Annotated in this window: 10 protein-coding genes; 8 read left to right on the top strand and 2 right to left on the bottom strand. The window is 57.4% G+C overall.

Annotation, left to right across the window (positions count from 1 at the left end):
• Window positions 1–137: 137 nt before the first annotated feature.
• Window positions 138–1,244 (bottom strand): tRNA guanosine(34) transglycosylase Tgt, encoded by a 1,107-nt coding sequence (gene tgt / locus ACZ46I_RS05360; protein ID WP_464281686.1) that lies wholly within the window; start codon window positions 1,242–1,244, stop codon window positions 138–140.
• A gap of 646 nt (window positions 1,245–1,890) precedes the next feature.
• On the opposite strand from tgt, the gene ACZ46I_RS05365 reads away from it, so the two are divergent.
• From ACZ46I_RS05365 to ACZ46I_RS05400, 8 genes are all read left to right on the top strand, one after another.
• Window positions 1,891–3,618 carry an acyl-CoA carboxylase subunit beta gene (locus ACZ46I_RS05365; RefSeq protein WP_013506951.1) on the top strand — a complete coding sequence of 576 codons (1,728 nt, stop codon included), beginning with the start codon at window positions 1,891–1,893 and terminating at the stop codon, window positions 3,616–3,618.
• 50 nt (window positions 3,619–3,668) lie between these two features.
• Entirely contained in the window at window positions 3,669–6,572 is a 2,904-nt protein-coding gene (locus ACZ46I_RS05370) for a biotin/lipoyl-containing protein (protein ID WP_464281687.1), read from the top strand.
• A 480-nt stretch (window positions 6,573–7,052) separates the two neighbouring features.
• The gene (gene scpA / locus ACZ46I_RS05375; protein WP_464281688.1) at window positions 7,053–9,191 is read left to right on the top strand and encodes a methylmalonyl-CoA mutase; all 2,139 of its coding nucleotides are present in this window, start codon (window positions 7,053–7,055) and stop codon (window positions 9,189–9,191) included.
• A gap of 360 nt (window positions 9,192–9,551) precedes the next feature.
• Window positions 9,552–10,526, top strand: coding sequence for a methylmalonyl Co-A mutase-associated GTPase MeaB (meaB, locus tag ACZ46I_RS05380; protein ID WP_464281689.1), 975 nt, complete (start codon window positions 9,552–9,554; stop codon window positions 10,524–10,526).
• Window positions 10,527–10,674: 148 nt separating this feature from the next.
• On the top strand, window positions 10,675–10,851 hold the full coding sequence (locus ACZ46I_RS05385; RefSeq protein ID WP_013506947.1) for a hypothetical protein: 177 nt from the start codon (window positions 10,675–10,677) through the stop codon (window positions 10,849–10,851).
• Between the two features lie 119 nt (window positions 10,852–10,970).
• A complete protein-coding gene (locus tag ACZ46I_RS05390; protein WP_013506946.1) occupies window positions 10,971–11,345 on the top strand; it encodes a Na-translocating system protein MpsC family protein in 375 nt (124 codons plus the stop codon).
• A 256-nt stretch (window positions 11,346–11,601) separates the two neighbouring features.
• On the top strand, window positions 11,602–12,135 hold the full coding sequence (gene purE / locus ACZ46I_RS05395; RefSeq protein ID WP_013506945.1) for a 5-(carboxyamino)imidazole ribonucleotide mutase: 534 nt from the start codon (window positions 11,602–11,604) through the stop codon (window positions 12,133–12,135).
• Window positions 12,136–12,183: 48 nt separating this feature from the next.
• Entirely contained in the window at window positions 12,184–12,816 is a 633-nt protein-coding gene (locus tag ACZ46I_RS05400) for a carbonic anhydrase (RefSeq protein WP_464281690.1), read from the top strand.
• 78 nt (window positions 12,817–12,894) lie between these two features.
• Here ACZ46I_RS05400 and ACZ46I_RS05405 read toward each other — a convergent pair whose 3' ends face one another.
• Entirely contained in the window at window positions 12,895–14,247 is a 1,353-nt protein-coding gene (locus ACZ46I_RS05405) for an MATE family efflux transporter (RefSeq protein ID WP_464281691.1), read from the bottom strand.
• Window positions 14,248–14,279 lie beyond the last annotated feature (32 nt).

Consider the following 14,279-nt stretch of genomic DNA (forward strand, 5'->3'; position numbering starts at 1 on the left):
CTCCTTGTGTTTTTTCACAAAAATTGTTGATAACCCTGGGGGTTTTTGTTGGTAATGCTGTGGAAAACGTCTGTCCTCGCAGCCTCCGCTGGGAGTGCCCTCTTTTTAGGCTCGCAGCGCAACTATTTGTATATAAATCACTTGTAAATGTCAAGCTGCTGGTTTTTCCAGCGGTTCCAGGTTCCGTCAGCGATGGCGGCGCGCGCGCCAGCCATTAACTGCAGGTAGTAGTGGATATTGTGGAGTGTGTTCAGCCGAAGCCCCAGTATTTCGCCGCACTGGTAGAGGTGGCGCAGGTATCCCCGCGAGAAGTTGCGGCAGGTATAGCAGGAACACTGGCTGTCCAGGGGCTCGTGATCCTCGGCGTAACGGGCATTCTTGATGTTGACCTTGCCTGTCGAGGTGAACAGGGTGCCGTTGCGGGCATTGCGCGTAGGCATGACACAATCGAACATGTCCACGCCGCGGTCGATGCACTGGATCAGATCGACCGGTGTTCCCACGCCCATGAGGTAGCGCGGACGATCAGCGGGCATGGCAGGCGCGATGTGCTCCACCACTTCGTACATTTTTTCCGGTGGTTCGCCGACGCTGAGGCCGCCGATGGCGTAGCCGGGAAAGTCCATCTCCACTAAAGCCGACAGGGATTGTAGGCGCAAATCAGGGTAAAGTCCACCTTGAATGATGCCAAAAAGCGCCTGTTGCTGACGGTTTGTCCAGGCTGTTCTGCTGCGGGACGCCCAGCGCAGGGTCATGGCCAGGCTCTGCTCGATATAGCCGCGGTCGGCGGTGCTGGGCGGGCATTCGTCGAAGACCATCATGATGTCAGAGCCCAGTGCCTGCTGTATTTCCAGGGATTTCTCGGGGCTGATGAAGTGTCTGCTGCCGTCGATGTGGCTGCGGAATTCCACGCCCTCTTCGGTGATTTTGCGCAGGCTGCCCAGGCTGAAGACCTGGTAGCCGCCGCTGTCGGTGAGGATGGGCTTGGGCCAGTTCATGAATCCGTGCAGGCCGCCGAAGCGCTTGACCAGCTCGTGGCCGGGGCGCAGGTACAGATGGTAGGTGTTGCCGAGGATGATCTGGGCCTGGGCCTCATCCAGCTCGCGGGGCGAGAGGGCTTTGACGGTGGCCTGGGTGCCGACGGGCATGAAGATGGGGGTGTGTATGGTTCCGTGCCTGGTGGTGACGGTTCCAGCGCGGGCCTGCCCGCAGGTGTGTTTCAGCTGAAAAGAAAGAGACTGCATAATGTGTGGCACCGGTTTGCGTTGAGCTGTTGAAGGCGCCCACTATAGTACACTGGGAGCGCGGATGCAAGGCAGACCGGTGAGCATCCGGCGAAGGTGCGAGGGGCATTCCGGTGCCGGGGGAGTCTGGCTTCTGGCTGTGCGTGTGGCCCGGTTGTGGTGTAGTCGGTTGTATCATTTGATAACGGCGTTATATTTTTGCGAGAGCCGTTCTATATCCTTTTTTTTTACCGAAGTTTGAGTTTTGGCGATGGGCGATATTTCCGCAGGTAACTGTGTAAAAATAATGATTGACAACGTTTACATTTTCAACTATTGTCGAGGAACAATAAAAAGCAGTTCTATTTCGCCTGGCTGATGAGTTTCATTATGTCCGAGCAGATTGCGCTATTCGTGGTGTGATCTGATTGGGCGGGGCAGGCTATTCGCTGTTGCCTTCCGAGGGGAACGTCGTTCCGTTTCTGGCTCAGCGTTTTCTTGTCACCTTACCGCACGATGCGGCGTATGTCGCGTGTGCGCTCCCGTGCTTTTCCGGTTTGCTGCTCCTCTGGGTGCTGGTCGTTTCCACGGCTGCGCCTGGGTTTGACTTGCAATCCGTTGAGTGGGGGGAAGTTTCCTATCATCAATCTCATTAAGGATGGCTGCAATGTCCAAGACCAAAGTCCGACCTTCGTTAAAAAATCCTTTTGCTCCACCTGAAGTCATCGACTTCAACATTCCAGGCGAAGTAGCCAGCGCCAAGACCGGCCCCTATGAAGAGGCCATGAAAGAAGGCTACGAGCTTATTCAACGTCCCATCAAATCCGTTTCCATCGGCCAGATCGAAAAGCAGCATTTCAAAAAGCGCATGACCGTGTGGGAGCGCATTCGGGTGCTCACGGATCAGGAACCCAATATCCTCTACCAGAACTGGGGCAAGAACCTTGATGGCGCTTCCCTGGTCACGGGGATTCTGAATATCGGTGGCCGGGATGTGGCCGTATACGGTCACGACTTCACGGTACGCGCCGGTTCCATGGATGCCACCAATGGCAACAAGCTGGCCCGCCTGTTTTACATGGCTGGCGAAAAGGGGATTCCCCTGATCGGCATGAACGACAGTGCCGGTGCTTTCGTTCCGGCCGGCGTGGGTGGTCTGGACGGCTATGCTGAAGCCTTCACCGCCCTGCGCAAGATCAGTGGTGTGGTTCCCAGTATCATGTGCATGTTCGGCTTTAACGCTGGTGGCGGCAGCTACCTGCCCCGTCAGGGCAGCTTTGTCATCCAACCCAATGACACCTTTTTCGGCCTGACGGGCCCCGGTGTTGTGAAATCGGTTCTGGGTGAGGACATTACCCCTGAAGAGCTGGGTGGGCCTCAGGTTCACGGCCAGTCCGGCGTCGCGGATATCACCGTTGCCGATGAAGTGGCCGCCCTGCGCCGCGCCGTGCGTCTGCTCAGCTACATTCCCGACAACAACAGCGTGATGGCACCCTTCCAGCCCACCAGCGACCCCCTGGAGCGCAAGACCTGGGAGATCAATACCCTGCTGAAAAAGGCGTTCAATTCGCCAACCGGTTTCAATACTCCCTTTGACGTCTCCATCATCATTCAGCAGATCTGCGACTTTGGCGACTTTATCGAGCTGCAGCCCGATCGCGCCCGCTGCGTGATCACGGCTTTCGGTCGCCTGGGTGGCAATGTGGTGGGCTTCTGTGCCAATAACAGCGCGGTGGCTTCCGGTCAGATCGACGTGGACGCTGCTCTGAAGATTGCCCGCTTTATCCGCTTCTGCAATATCTACAATATTCCCGTGATCTTCATGGAAGACACCACCGGCTTCCTGCCCGGCCGCGAGCAGGAATCCCGCGGTATTGTGCAGGCGGGCCGCTCCATGCTGGACTCCATCGTTGACCTGCGCACTCCGCGTATTCTGCTGATCCTGCGCAATGCCTTCGGCGGTGCCTATGCCTCCTACAACAACTATCCCACCGGTGCCGACCTGGTTCTGGCCCTGCCCACGACGCGCCTGGCGGTTATGGGCCCTGCCGGTAAGGAATTTGTCTATAAGGATGAGGTTCGCAAGCTGCGCGCTGCGGTTGCCGGCAAGATCAAGCAGGGCACCCAGGAGCGTATTGCTGCCGGAATGGACGGCGCGCTGGCCAAGCGCGATGCGGAAAAAGAGGTGAACGACTGGCTGCGGGCTGAGGAAGCTCTCCTGAACCAGCGCTATGAGAAGGAGCTCATGAATCCCAAAGAGGGCCTGGCCCTGGGATCAATCTCCTCCATTGTCATGCCTACGGATCTGCGCAAGGTGCTGGGTGAGAATCTGAACTTCTTCCTGCGCCACTACAAGCCTTCGCCCATGCAGTGTGTGCAGCGCGAATTCCACTGATGGCCTCTTCTCTTACCAAGCAACGACACTGAACAGGGAGATACAGATTCATGGCAAAAAAAGTCGACTACTATAAAAAGAATCCACTGATCCACCGGGATCGTCGCCTGAGCAAATCGTCATCCAAGTGGGTGCGCTCCTTTTCCTGTGAGGATCTGCGGCCTCTGATCGTCTGCCGCGGCCCCATCCGCAAGGAGGCCATGGATGTCTACGAGGAGATGGGCATCAACCACTACGGTATCCTGCTCTCCGAGAAGGACTCCATCGTCTATCCAAACGCGCTGGCTCCCGAGCTGCGCCAGCTGACCGACCCCAGCCGGGTGCACCGCGTTCCCGACTACACTGGCGCCAGCAAGGAAGAGCGGGTTGAGCGCATCAATCAGATCATCCAGATCGCCAAGGACAACAACTACGACTCCATCTTTGCCGGATACGGCTTCATGGCGGAAGACGAGGAGTTCGTCGCGGCCATTGAAAAGGCTGGCCTGAACTTCATCGGCCCCAACTCCATCACCCAGGCCCGCGCCGGGAAAAAGGACGAAGCCAAGCGCACGGCGCTGGAAGTGAACGTCAGCGTCACGCCTGGTATTGATGATGTCACCGTCCGCACTCTGCTCAAAAAGCACCCCACCCGCGAAAGTCTGCTGGCCCTGGTAAAGAGCGAAGGCCTCAGCTGTGACGAGAAGATTCTTGGCGACAGCAAGGTTTCGCTGGAATCGCTGGCAAACCACATTCTCTTCGCCTCTTATGCCAAGGGCATCGACCTCTTCAGCATCGATGAGCTGTGTGCTCAGGTGCAGGTGGAAGTCACCGAGATGTTCCGCAAGTACCCCCGCAGCCGCGTGCGCCTCAAAGCCATCGGCGGTGGTGGCGGTAAGGGGCAGCGCATCCTGGGCGCTTCGCTGCTGGTGGCCAAAGAGGTAACCGAGGAGGCTATCGCCAAAGCGGCGGCAGAAGCTCCCGGTCTGGTGCGCGAAGTCCTCAACGAGGTAAAAGCCAATGGCGTGGGCGACAATAAAAACGTCCTCGTGGAGCTGAATATCGAGCAGACCCGCCACAATGAAATTCAGCTGCTGGGCAACGGCGAGTGGTGCGTCTCCCTGGGCGGTCGCGACTGCTCCGTGCAGATGCACGAGCAGAAGCTGCTGGAGGTTTCCGTTACCAAGGAGGGGCTGGAGGCCGCCATTGAAAGGGCCCGTGCCGCCGGTAACGAAAAAGAGGTCAAGTCTCTCCAGAACGACCTCACCATCCTCGGACGCATGGAAGAGGAAGGGGCGCGCTTCGGTCAGGCCGTTGGCCTCGACTCCGCCTCCACCTTTGAGTGCATTGTGGATCGCGACCGTCACTACTTCATGGAGGTCAACACCCGCATCCAGGTGGAACACCGGGTTACCGAGCTGTGCTACAGCCTGAAATTCACGAACCCTGACGACCCCAACGACTTCTTTGTCGTGGAGTCGCTGGTGGAAGCCATGGCGCTGCTGGCCAGGCATAAGAAACGTGTCCCCAAGCCCGAACGCATCAAACGTTTCGGCGCTTCCGCTGAAGCTCGCCTGAACGCCACCGATGCCTCGCTCTCACCCCACGCCGGTGGTATTATCCGCTACTGGTCGCCCCCCATTGAGGGCGAGGTGCGCGATGACCAGGGGATCTGCCTGAATAACCCCGACACCGATGTGTTCATGACCTACACCGTAGCCGGTGCCTATGACTCCAACATTGCCCTGCTGCTGACCAAGGGAGAGAATCGCCTGGAGAGCTATCAGTACCTCTCCCGCGTCCTGCGCAAGACCAAACTGCGCGGCACCAACCTGGCGACGAACCTGCAGTTCCACTATGGCCTGGTGAACTGGTTCATTGCCAATGGCGTCAACTCCAAGCCCACGACGCGCTTTGTAGTGCCCTATCTGACCCTGGTGGGAACCCTCAAGGAAGAGGCCAACAAGCTTGATCCGGTTACGGCTTTCCTGCAGATGAAGAAGCACTACGCGGCCAGGATTGGCGAGATGTTCGCCGATGAGCCGGAAGCACAGGCCGCAGAGCTGAAGAATATCTCCAATATCCTGGATCGCAAAGGCACGCTCCTGACTCGTCCCATGGAAGTTCTGCTGGATGACCCCCACCTGCTGGCGGGCTGGTTGAGCCTCAATAAAGACAACTTCCGTCTGGAAGATGGTCGCGTGGTCTGGCTGCGAAATCCGCTGGTCATTCTGGATGAGACCTACGAGTACCTGAATATGTCCTACGACCCCAAGGCACCTGCCGCAGAAGTCATCTGGGATCATGACAACAAGGTACTGCAGGATGCCCTGGCATTTTATTCCGAGCTGCGCAAGCGCCTGAAGCTCGGTAAGGAGGACTTCTTTAAAATCAATGAGCTGCTGCAGAGTGAAAAGGCGCCCAAGGGCTTTGACGACAGCACCTGGCAGCAGGTGCGTTCGGCGCACTTCGGTTACGAAGCCGGTGTGGAGATACTGGGAACCCTCTTCCTGATTGGAGATCGCACAAAGTTTTATGACTTCTGTGTCGATGAGGACATGGATATCATTATCCCTGAGCACCTCAATGACCCTGACCTGCAGGCTCGCATGAAGAAGATTCTGGTTCCACCTCCCGCCACCAAGGCAGACGAGATCGTCTCGCCCTGCGGTGGCATGTACTATGCTCAGGAGGCTCCCGGCATGCCCCAGTTCATCAAAGAGGGTGACCACTTTGAAAAGGGCCAGCCACTGTTTATCATTGAAGTTATGAAGATGTTCAACAAGATCACCGCGCCCTTCTCGGGAACCGTTGACAAGATCCTCATTGAAGGTGGTGAAGGGGTGATCGTGACCAAAGGGCAGCCGCTCTTCAAGATCACGCCCGACGAGAAGTTTGTGGAAGTTGATCCAAGGGAGCTGGAGAAGCAGCGCCGCGAGTGCACCATTGAGTACCTGAAAGCGGTTCTCAGCTAAGGAAAGTGTTTTGCAGGCCCCGCAGCCTCTGGCTGCGGGGCCTTTTGCGTGTGCGGGCAGGTGTCCGGATGTGATGCGGGCGTTTGAAACCCGGTTGCATCCGCATGGCAACCATTGGTGGTCGGATGCGCTGAATAAATATTCTGTCGTTCGGCGTGCCCATAGTGTCATTCGCTGGAGAATAGTGCGACTGGGCTGAATGTCTCCCGATGCCGCTGTGAAAGGGCGTTGACAGCTTTTCCTGCTTTTGGATATAAAACTATAACTGCTTTTTATTCACTAAAACGCGCCCCTGCCTTTTGGTGCGGTTTTGTGCGTCCAGCCCGGCGAGATCAGCGAAATTGTGCAGAGAAAACTGGATTTTCCTGAAAGTGTTTTATTTTCAAGGGCCGGTTCTCTGTCGCTCTGTCGTGATCACGGCGGGCTGTTTGTCATCAGCCACGCGGAGAGCATTTACGAAAAACCCAGGAGTGTATATTTATGAGCGAATTTCCCCACAAAAGTCTGCAGGACTGGGAAAGCCTGGCCAAGAAGGAGTGCAAGAAGGAGAGTCTGGATCATCTGACCTGGCGCACTCCGGAGAATATTGACATGAAACCCCTCTGGACCGCCGAGGACATGGAGGGAGTACAGCATACCAATACCCTGCCGGGATTCGCTCCCTACATTCGCGGTCCACGTGCCACCATGTATACCGGGCGTCCCTGGACCATTCGCCAGTACGCGGGTTTTTCGACGGCGGAGGAGTCCAACGCATTTTATAAGCGGAATCTGGCGGCAGGCCAGCAGGGCCTTTCCGTAGCCTTTGACCTGGCGACCCACCGGGGTTACGATTCCGATCATCCCCGCGTGGTGGGCGATGTGGGCAAAGCCGGGGTGGCCATCGATTCCGTGGAAGATATGAAGATTCTCTTCGGCGATATTCCCCTGGATCAGGTTTCCGTCTCCATGACCATGAATGGCGCGGTGCTGCCGATTCTGGCAGGCTACATCGTGGCCGCTGAAGAGCAGGGCGTCACCCAGGAGCAGCTGGCGGGAACCATTCAGAATGACATTCTCAAGGAATTCATGGTCCGCAACACCTATATTTATCCCCCTGAACCCTCCATGCGCATTATTGCCGATATTATCGAGTACACCTCCCAATACATGCCCCGCTTCAACTCCATCTCCATCTCCGGATACCATATTCAGGAGGCGGGAGCCAATGCCGTGCAGGAGCTGGCCTTCACCCTGGCCGATGGTCTGGAGTATGTGCGCTGCGCCCTTGGCAAAGGGCTGGATGTGGACGCCTTCGCGCCACGCCTCTCCTTCTTCTTCGCCATCGGCATGAATTTTTACACCGAAGTCGCCAAGCTGCGCGCTGCCCGCTTCCTGTGGGCCAAGCTCATGCAGCAGTTCAATCCAAAAAATCCCCAGTCATCGGCCCTGCGCACCCACTGCCAGACTTCGGGCTGGTCGCTGACCGAGCAGGACCCCTACAACAACGTTATCCGCACCACCATCGAGGCCATGGCGGCGGTCATGGGCGGCACCCAGTCCCTGCACACCAATGCCCTGGACGAAGCCATTGCCCTGCCCACTGACCACTCGGCCCGCATTGCCCGCAATACCCAGCTTATCATTCAGGAAGAGAGCAATGTCTGCCGCATCGTTGACCCCTGGGCCGGCTCCTATATGATGGAAAACCTGACCCAGAAGCTCATCGATGAAGCCATGGCGCTGATCAACGAAATTGAGCGCATGGGTGGCATGACCAAGGCCGTGGAATCGGGCATGCCCAAGCTGCAGATCGAAGAGACCGCTGCCCGCAAGCAGGCCCGCATCGACCGTGCTGAAGACGTCATCGTCGGTGTCAATAAATACCGCGTGGCGGAGGAAGATCCCATTGAAGTGCTGGACATCGACAACACCGCCGTGCGTCAGTCCCAGATCAAGCGCCTCGAAGCCATCCGCGCCAGCCGCGACAGCGCTGCGGTGCAAAAGGCCCTGGACGCCCTGACCCAGGCCGCCGCCGACAACAGTGGCAACCTGCTGGATCTTGCCGTACAGGCTACCCGCGTGCGTGCCACGGTGGGCGAAATCTCCGACGCCCTGGAAAAAGTCTACGGACGCCACAATGCCCATACCCAGATGATCTCCGGCGTCTACGGCAGCTCCTATGAGGGTGACACCATGTTTGCAGAACTGCAGAAAGCGACAGAAGAATTCGCCCGTAAGCATGGCCGCCGTCCCCGCATCCTGGTTGCCAAAATGGGTCAGGATGGACATGATCGCGGTGCCAAGGTCGTTGCCACCGGCCTGGCCGATATCGGCTTTGACGTGGACATGGGGCCACTGTTCCAGACCCCCGAAGAGAGTGCCAAAATGGCTGTGGAAAACGATGTGCACGTGGTAGCCGTCTCCAGCCTGGCCGCCGGACACAAAACCCTGGTGCCCCAGCTGGCCGCCGAGTTGAAAAAACTGGGCGCAGACGATATCATCATCGTCGTGGGTGGCGTCATCCCCCGCAAGGACTACGATGACCTCTACGCCGCCGGAGCCAGCTGCATTTTCGGACCGGGCACCAAAATCACCGATTCGGCCAAGCGCATCCTGGAAGTCCTGGATAAGCAGTAACGCAACCGGTCTTTGCTTTCGCCCACAATGGAAATCATCAACATGCCCCGGTGAAAACCGGGGCTGTTCTATCTCGACACCGAGAAACCCCAAGGGGGTGGGTGGTAACCTCGCTTTTGAGCCTTTGCCTGGTACGAAGCGGGTAGTAACCCATCTTTGGCAACAGAGAATCGTGTGTAACCATTCACGGTCTCGCAGCTGTATTTCAGCAAGAGCGCCTGTGTTCCGAGAGCGAGCCCGGATGGCGAGCGGCGGAGACTCGAGCCACGGACGAACGCGAGTGTCTCCGGGAGGAATGCGGGCGCGAGTGCTGCTACACCGTGAAGAGTTACAATCGTGTAAAGTGACAACAGGAGAATCATGACACCCCAGCAAATCATCGAGGGCATCCACCAGGGTAAACTGCGCGCCCTGGCCAAAGCCATAACCCTCATAGAAAGCCAGCGTCCCGAAGATCAGCAGCGGGCGGCCGCCATCCTGGAGGAGCTGCTGCCGCGCACGGGACGCAGCCTGCGCATTGGCATCAGTGGCGTGCCCGGCGCTGGCAAGAGCACCTTTATCGAAGCCTTCGGCATGTACCTGCTGCAGCAGGGCAAAAAGGTGGCCGTGCTGGCCGTGGACCCCTCCTCCCAGATCAGTGGCGGCAGTATCCTGGGCGACAAGACCCGCATGGAGCTGCTGTCGCGGGAAGCCAATGCCTTTATCCGCCCTTCCCCCTCCGGCGATACCCTGGGCGGCGTGGCCCGCAAAACCCGCGAATCCATGCTGCTGTGCGAAGCCTACGGCTTTGATGTGATCATTGTGGAAACCGTGGGAGTGGGCCAGTCGGAGACCGCCGTGGCCGCCATGGTGGACTTCTTTTTGCTTCTGCAGCTGCCCAATGCCGGGGATGAACTGCAGGGCATCAAAAAAGGCGTTATGGAAATAGCCGACGGCATCCTCATCAACAAAGCCGATGGCGACAACCGCCCTCGCGCTGAACTGGCAGGGCGCCAGATTGAAAATGCCCTGCACATCATGAAGCCCAAAAGCGCCAACTGGCAGGTTCCCGTCCACCTGGTCAGCGCTCTGAAGAAAGAAGGCATGGGAACCGTCTGGCAGATGCTGGAAACCTATCGTGAGGCCATGAGTGAAACGGGGGAGTTCGAGGAAAAGCGCCGTCGCCAGGCCGTGGACTGGATGTGGAGCACCGTGATGGAGAGCCTGAAGTACAGCTTTCACCACCACCCCAAAGTGGCAGCCCTCCTGCCCCAGATTCAGCAAAGTGTGGCCGAAGGCGTGACGACGCCCGGAATGGCGGCCAAAAGACTCCTGGAAACGTTTAAGCGCCACTGACGAGCTTTCCTTCAGCAAGCTGCAAAATTGACTGAGGCGGCGGGATATATCCAACGGGCTGTGTGGCTTCTTTTCTGACGAGCGAAACCGGTGCAGATATGCTATTATCGCTCAGGAATAACTCTCATTATTGGATCAGAGGTGGAAAATGAAAGCAGAAGTTCTGAAAGCCATGCAGGAAATCGGCAAGCCGGCTTCCGCAGGGGAAGTCGTCAAGCACTCCGGCCTGGATCGCGCCGTGGTGGATAAGGCGTTCAAGGAGCTCAAGGCAGAAGGTGCCATTGTCTCGCCCGTTCGTTGCAAGTGGGAACCGGCCAAGAAGTGATGTTTTCAGCGGTGGCGGGGTGTGTTCATGACACCCTGCCATGCGCTCCCTTGAGTATCCAGAAAGTGGAATCCGTGGTATAGATACGGGTGTTCCGGATGCGGGAAAAAGGAGGGTGCATGGAGAAGACCAGGGGGCAGCTGGAAGCGCAGATCAGCGATGCGGTCATCCGCTTCGAAAAGGAGTATATGGGGCGTGGTCCCCTGGAGACCAAAACCTATATTCTGGACGATCTGGTGGTGGTGCGCCTCAAAGGGGTGCTGACCCGGGCCGAGTGCCAGCTTGCCGAGTCCACCGATGCCTATAATGGGCGCGATCTGATCAAGCGCATGCGTCATGCCCTGCTGGAAAAGGGTCGACCGATGCTGGACGCGATTATCCATGATATTCTCGGCACGCGGGTCAAGAGTCTGCATACGGATCTGAGCACCATAACCGGCGAGCGCATCATCATTTTTTCCCTTGAATCCCGGCCCGAGGCTTTGCCGGAGTAAACTGCGTATTTTCCTTGACAATCTGCCTGAATATCTTTATCAATTCTGCTTTGACATGAGTCGCAAATGGCCTGCGGGCAAGTTGCGATATGCCATGGGCCTTTGCCGATGGTTCGTGTCTTCAGAGAAATAGCCTGAGTCAGATGGAACGTCACCGCATGGTGTAGGTAATCTCAAAGGGGCTGTCAGCATGTGTGCTGGCGGCCCCTTTTTCTTTTCAGGCTGCTGTCTATCAAAATCTTTACAGGAGTGTTCAATGGCGAAAAAGGCTGCGTCCAAGTCAAGTGATTCAAAAACCCTGGTCGGTATTCTGACCGGAAGTCCCAATGATCTGCCCAAGGTTATCAAGGTTCAGGAAACTCTGACCGAGCTGGGAATTCACAGCGAGGTGGTTATTGCTTCCGCCCACCGGACTCCGGCCAAGGTGTTCGCCTATATCGACCGCGCCCACGCCGAGGGAGTTGAAGTGCTGATCGGCTGCGCTGGTGTGGCCGCCCACCTGGCGGGTGTCATTGCTGGCCATACGCGCCTTCCCGTCATTGGCCTGCCCCTGGGCAATGGTCCTCTCAGCGGCTGGGACAGCCTGCTTTCCACCGTGCAAATGCCTCCAGGGGTTCCCGTGGCAACGGTTGCCGTGGATGGAACGCGCAACGCGGCCATTCTGGCGGCGCGCATTCTGGCCATCAAGTACCCCGCCATTGACAAGGCACTGGCCAAGCTGGCTGAGGAAGATCGCAAGCGCTACGACCAGACAGCCGAAGAAGCGCTGGCAGCTGTAAGCAAAGGGTAATATTCCGTCAGCAATACTTGCAGCAGTGCACCAGGAGGTTATTGCAAGATGAAAGATATTGAAGGATTTATCTCCGGATTCAAACGTTTCCAGAATACCTGGCTAGGTTCCGACAAAACCCTCTTCGATGAATTGCGGGAAGGACAGAGCCCGAAAGCCATGCTCATCGGCTGCAGCGACTCCCGCGTTGATCCGGCCATTCTCACCGACTGCCTGCCGGGGGAGCTGTTCATTGTACGCAACGTGGCGAACCTGGTTCCTCCCTGCCGGCCCGACGAAGGTCACCACGGGGTCAGTGCGGCGCTGGAATATGCCGTGTGCCACCTGAATGTGGAGCACATTATTGTGCTGGGCCACTCCCAGTGCGGAGGCATCAAGGGGCTGATGGATGGCATCTGCGAGTGCAGCAAGCAGAGTTTCATCGGCAGCTGGGTCGGGATTGCCCAGGCCGCCAAGGAGAAGGTGCTGAAGGAGCTGAGTCACAAACCTGTGGAGGTGCAGAACCAGGCCTGTGAAAAAGCGGCTATCCTGCTCTCCCTGGAAAACCTGCTGAGTTTTCCATGGATAAAGGAGCGGGTGGAAAGCGGCTCCCTGGAACTGCACGGCTGGTATTTCGACCTGCAGGCGGGCACCCTTTCGGGCTTGTCTCAGGAGACCGGGAACTTTATTCCGCTGGCCTGAAACCTCCCCTGAAGAGTGCATCACCGGCAGATGTGATCGCCTGGGCCCCGGCGTCACATCTGCCGGATGGATATATGCCTATACCTCTCCAGACAATCTTTTGTAAATCCTGCGAACCAGCAGGAACGCTACGCCAAGTGACAGCACTTCCGCCAGTGGGATTGCCAGCCAGACACCATGAATGCCGAAAAATACTGGCAGTACGGTGACTCCGATCAGCACGAATACCAACCCGCGCAGCACCGAAATGACGAGTGAATTCTTCGCTTCACCCAATGCGGTGAAGGAGGCAATGATCAGCATATTGAGCCCGTTGGCCAGAAACACGAAAGCAAAGAGGTGTAAGCCCTCGGCGGCAATCTGAAACGCCTGGCTTTCGCTGCTGTCGAAGAACAGCAGGATTGCGTGGCCCCCAAATACCTGCAGCAGGATGAATATCACGGTGCCGATGCTCATGTTGACCACTGCGGCAAAGCGGAAGAAGCGCTTGACACGCTCATAATTTCTGGCGCCGTAATTATAACTCAGCACCGGGATCAGGCCATCTGAAATACCCAGGAACAGCAGCACACCCATGAAGTTGATGTAGTTGATCGCCGTGAATGCGGCCACCCCATCGGCTCCCAGAAGCCGCACGACAGTGAGGTTGATGATCAGGATAGTGGCTGCCGCCGCCATTTCTGAAACGCCCTCCGAGGAGCCGTTGTAGGCGGCGCGCAGCAGGAGTGGCAGGCGAAAACGACCTTTCAGCATTGAGAGCCGCTGTTTGGGGTTGAAGGTAATGCTGCCGGAGATCAGCAGTCCCACGGTGAAGGCCACCCCTGTGGCCGCGCTTGCTCCAGCAGTTCCCCAGTCCAGCCCGATCACAAAGTACAGGCTGAGCAGTACATTGATCACAACGGTCAGCGACATGATGACCATGGAAAACCTGGGGTGCCCCAGCGCTTTGAGCATGGCATCGGAATAAAAACACAAACTCAGCGGCAGGATGAACGGCGTCAGCCCTGTAAGGTAGGCAAGGGAGAATGGCAGCAGTCGCTCGTCAGCGCCCATCAGCCTGATCAGAGGTTCTGCGAACAGCAGCAGCAACACCGTGGCCATTGCGCTGATGCCCACCATGGCCTTGAAGCCAGTGGACATAGCGTCCTGCGCCTTTTCGGGATTCCTGCGCCCCAGCTCCATACTGACCAGGGTCTGGCTCCCGATACCGACGATCAGCGCCAGCACCATGATGATGCTGAAGAGTGGCAGGATGATGTTTATTCCGCCCAGGGCGTCCGGACCCAGGTGATTGCCCACCACAATACCATCCACCAGGCTCTGCAAGCCAAAAAACACCATCGTGACGATACTTGGCAGCGCGTATTTCAGGAAGACCCGGCTGACCGGGGCTTGCTCTAGAAAGTGCTTGTTATCTGAAGTGCTTTTCATGGAGTGAAATCCCTTTCTGCCAGGCTCGCAGG

The sequence above is a fragment of the Desulfurispirillum alkaliphilum genome (genome assembly GCF_055378285.1).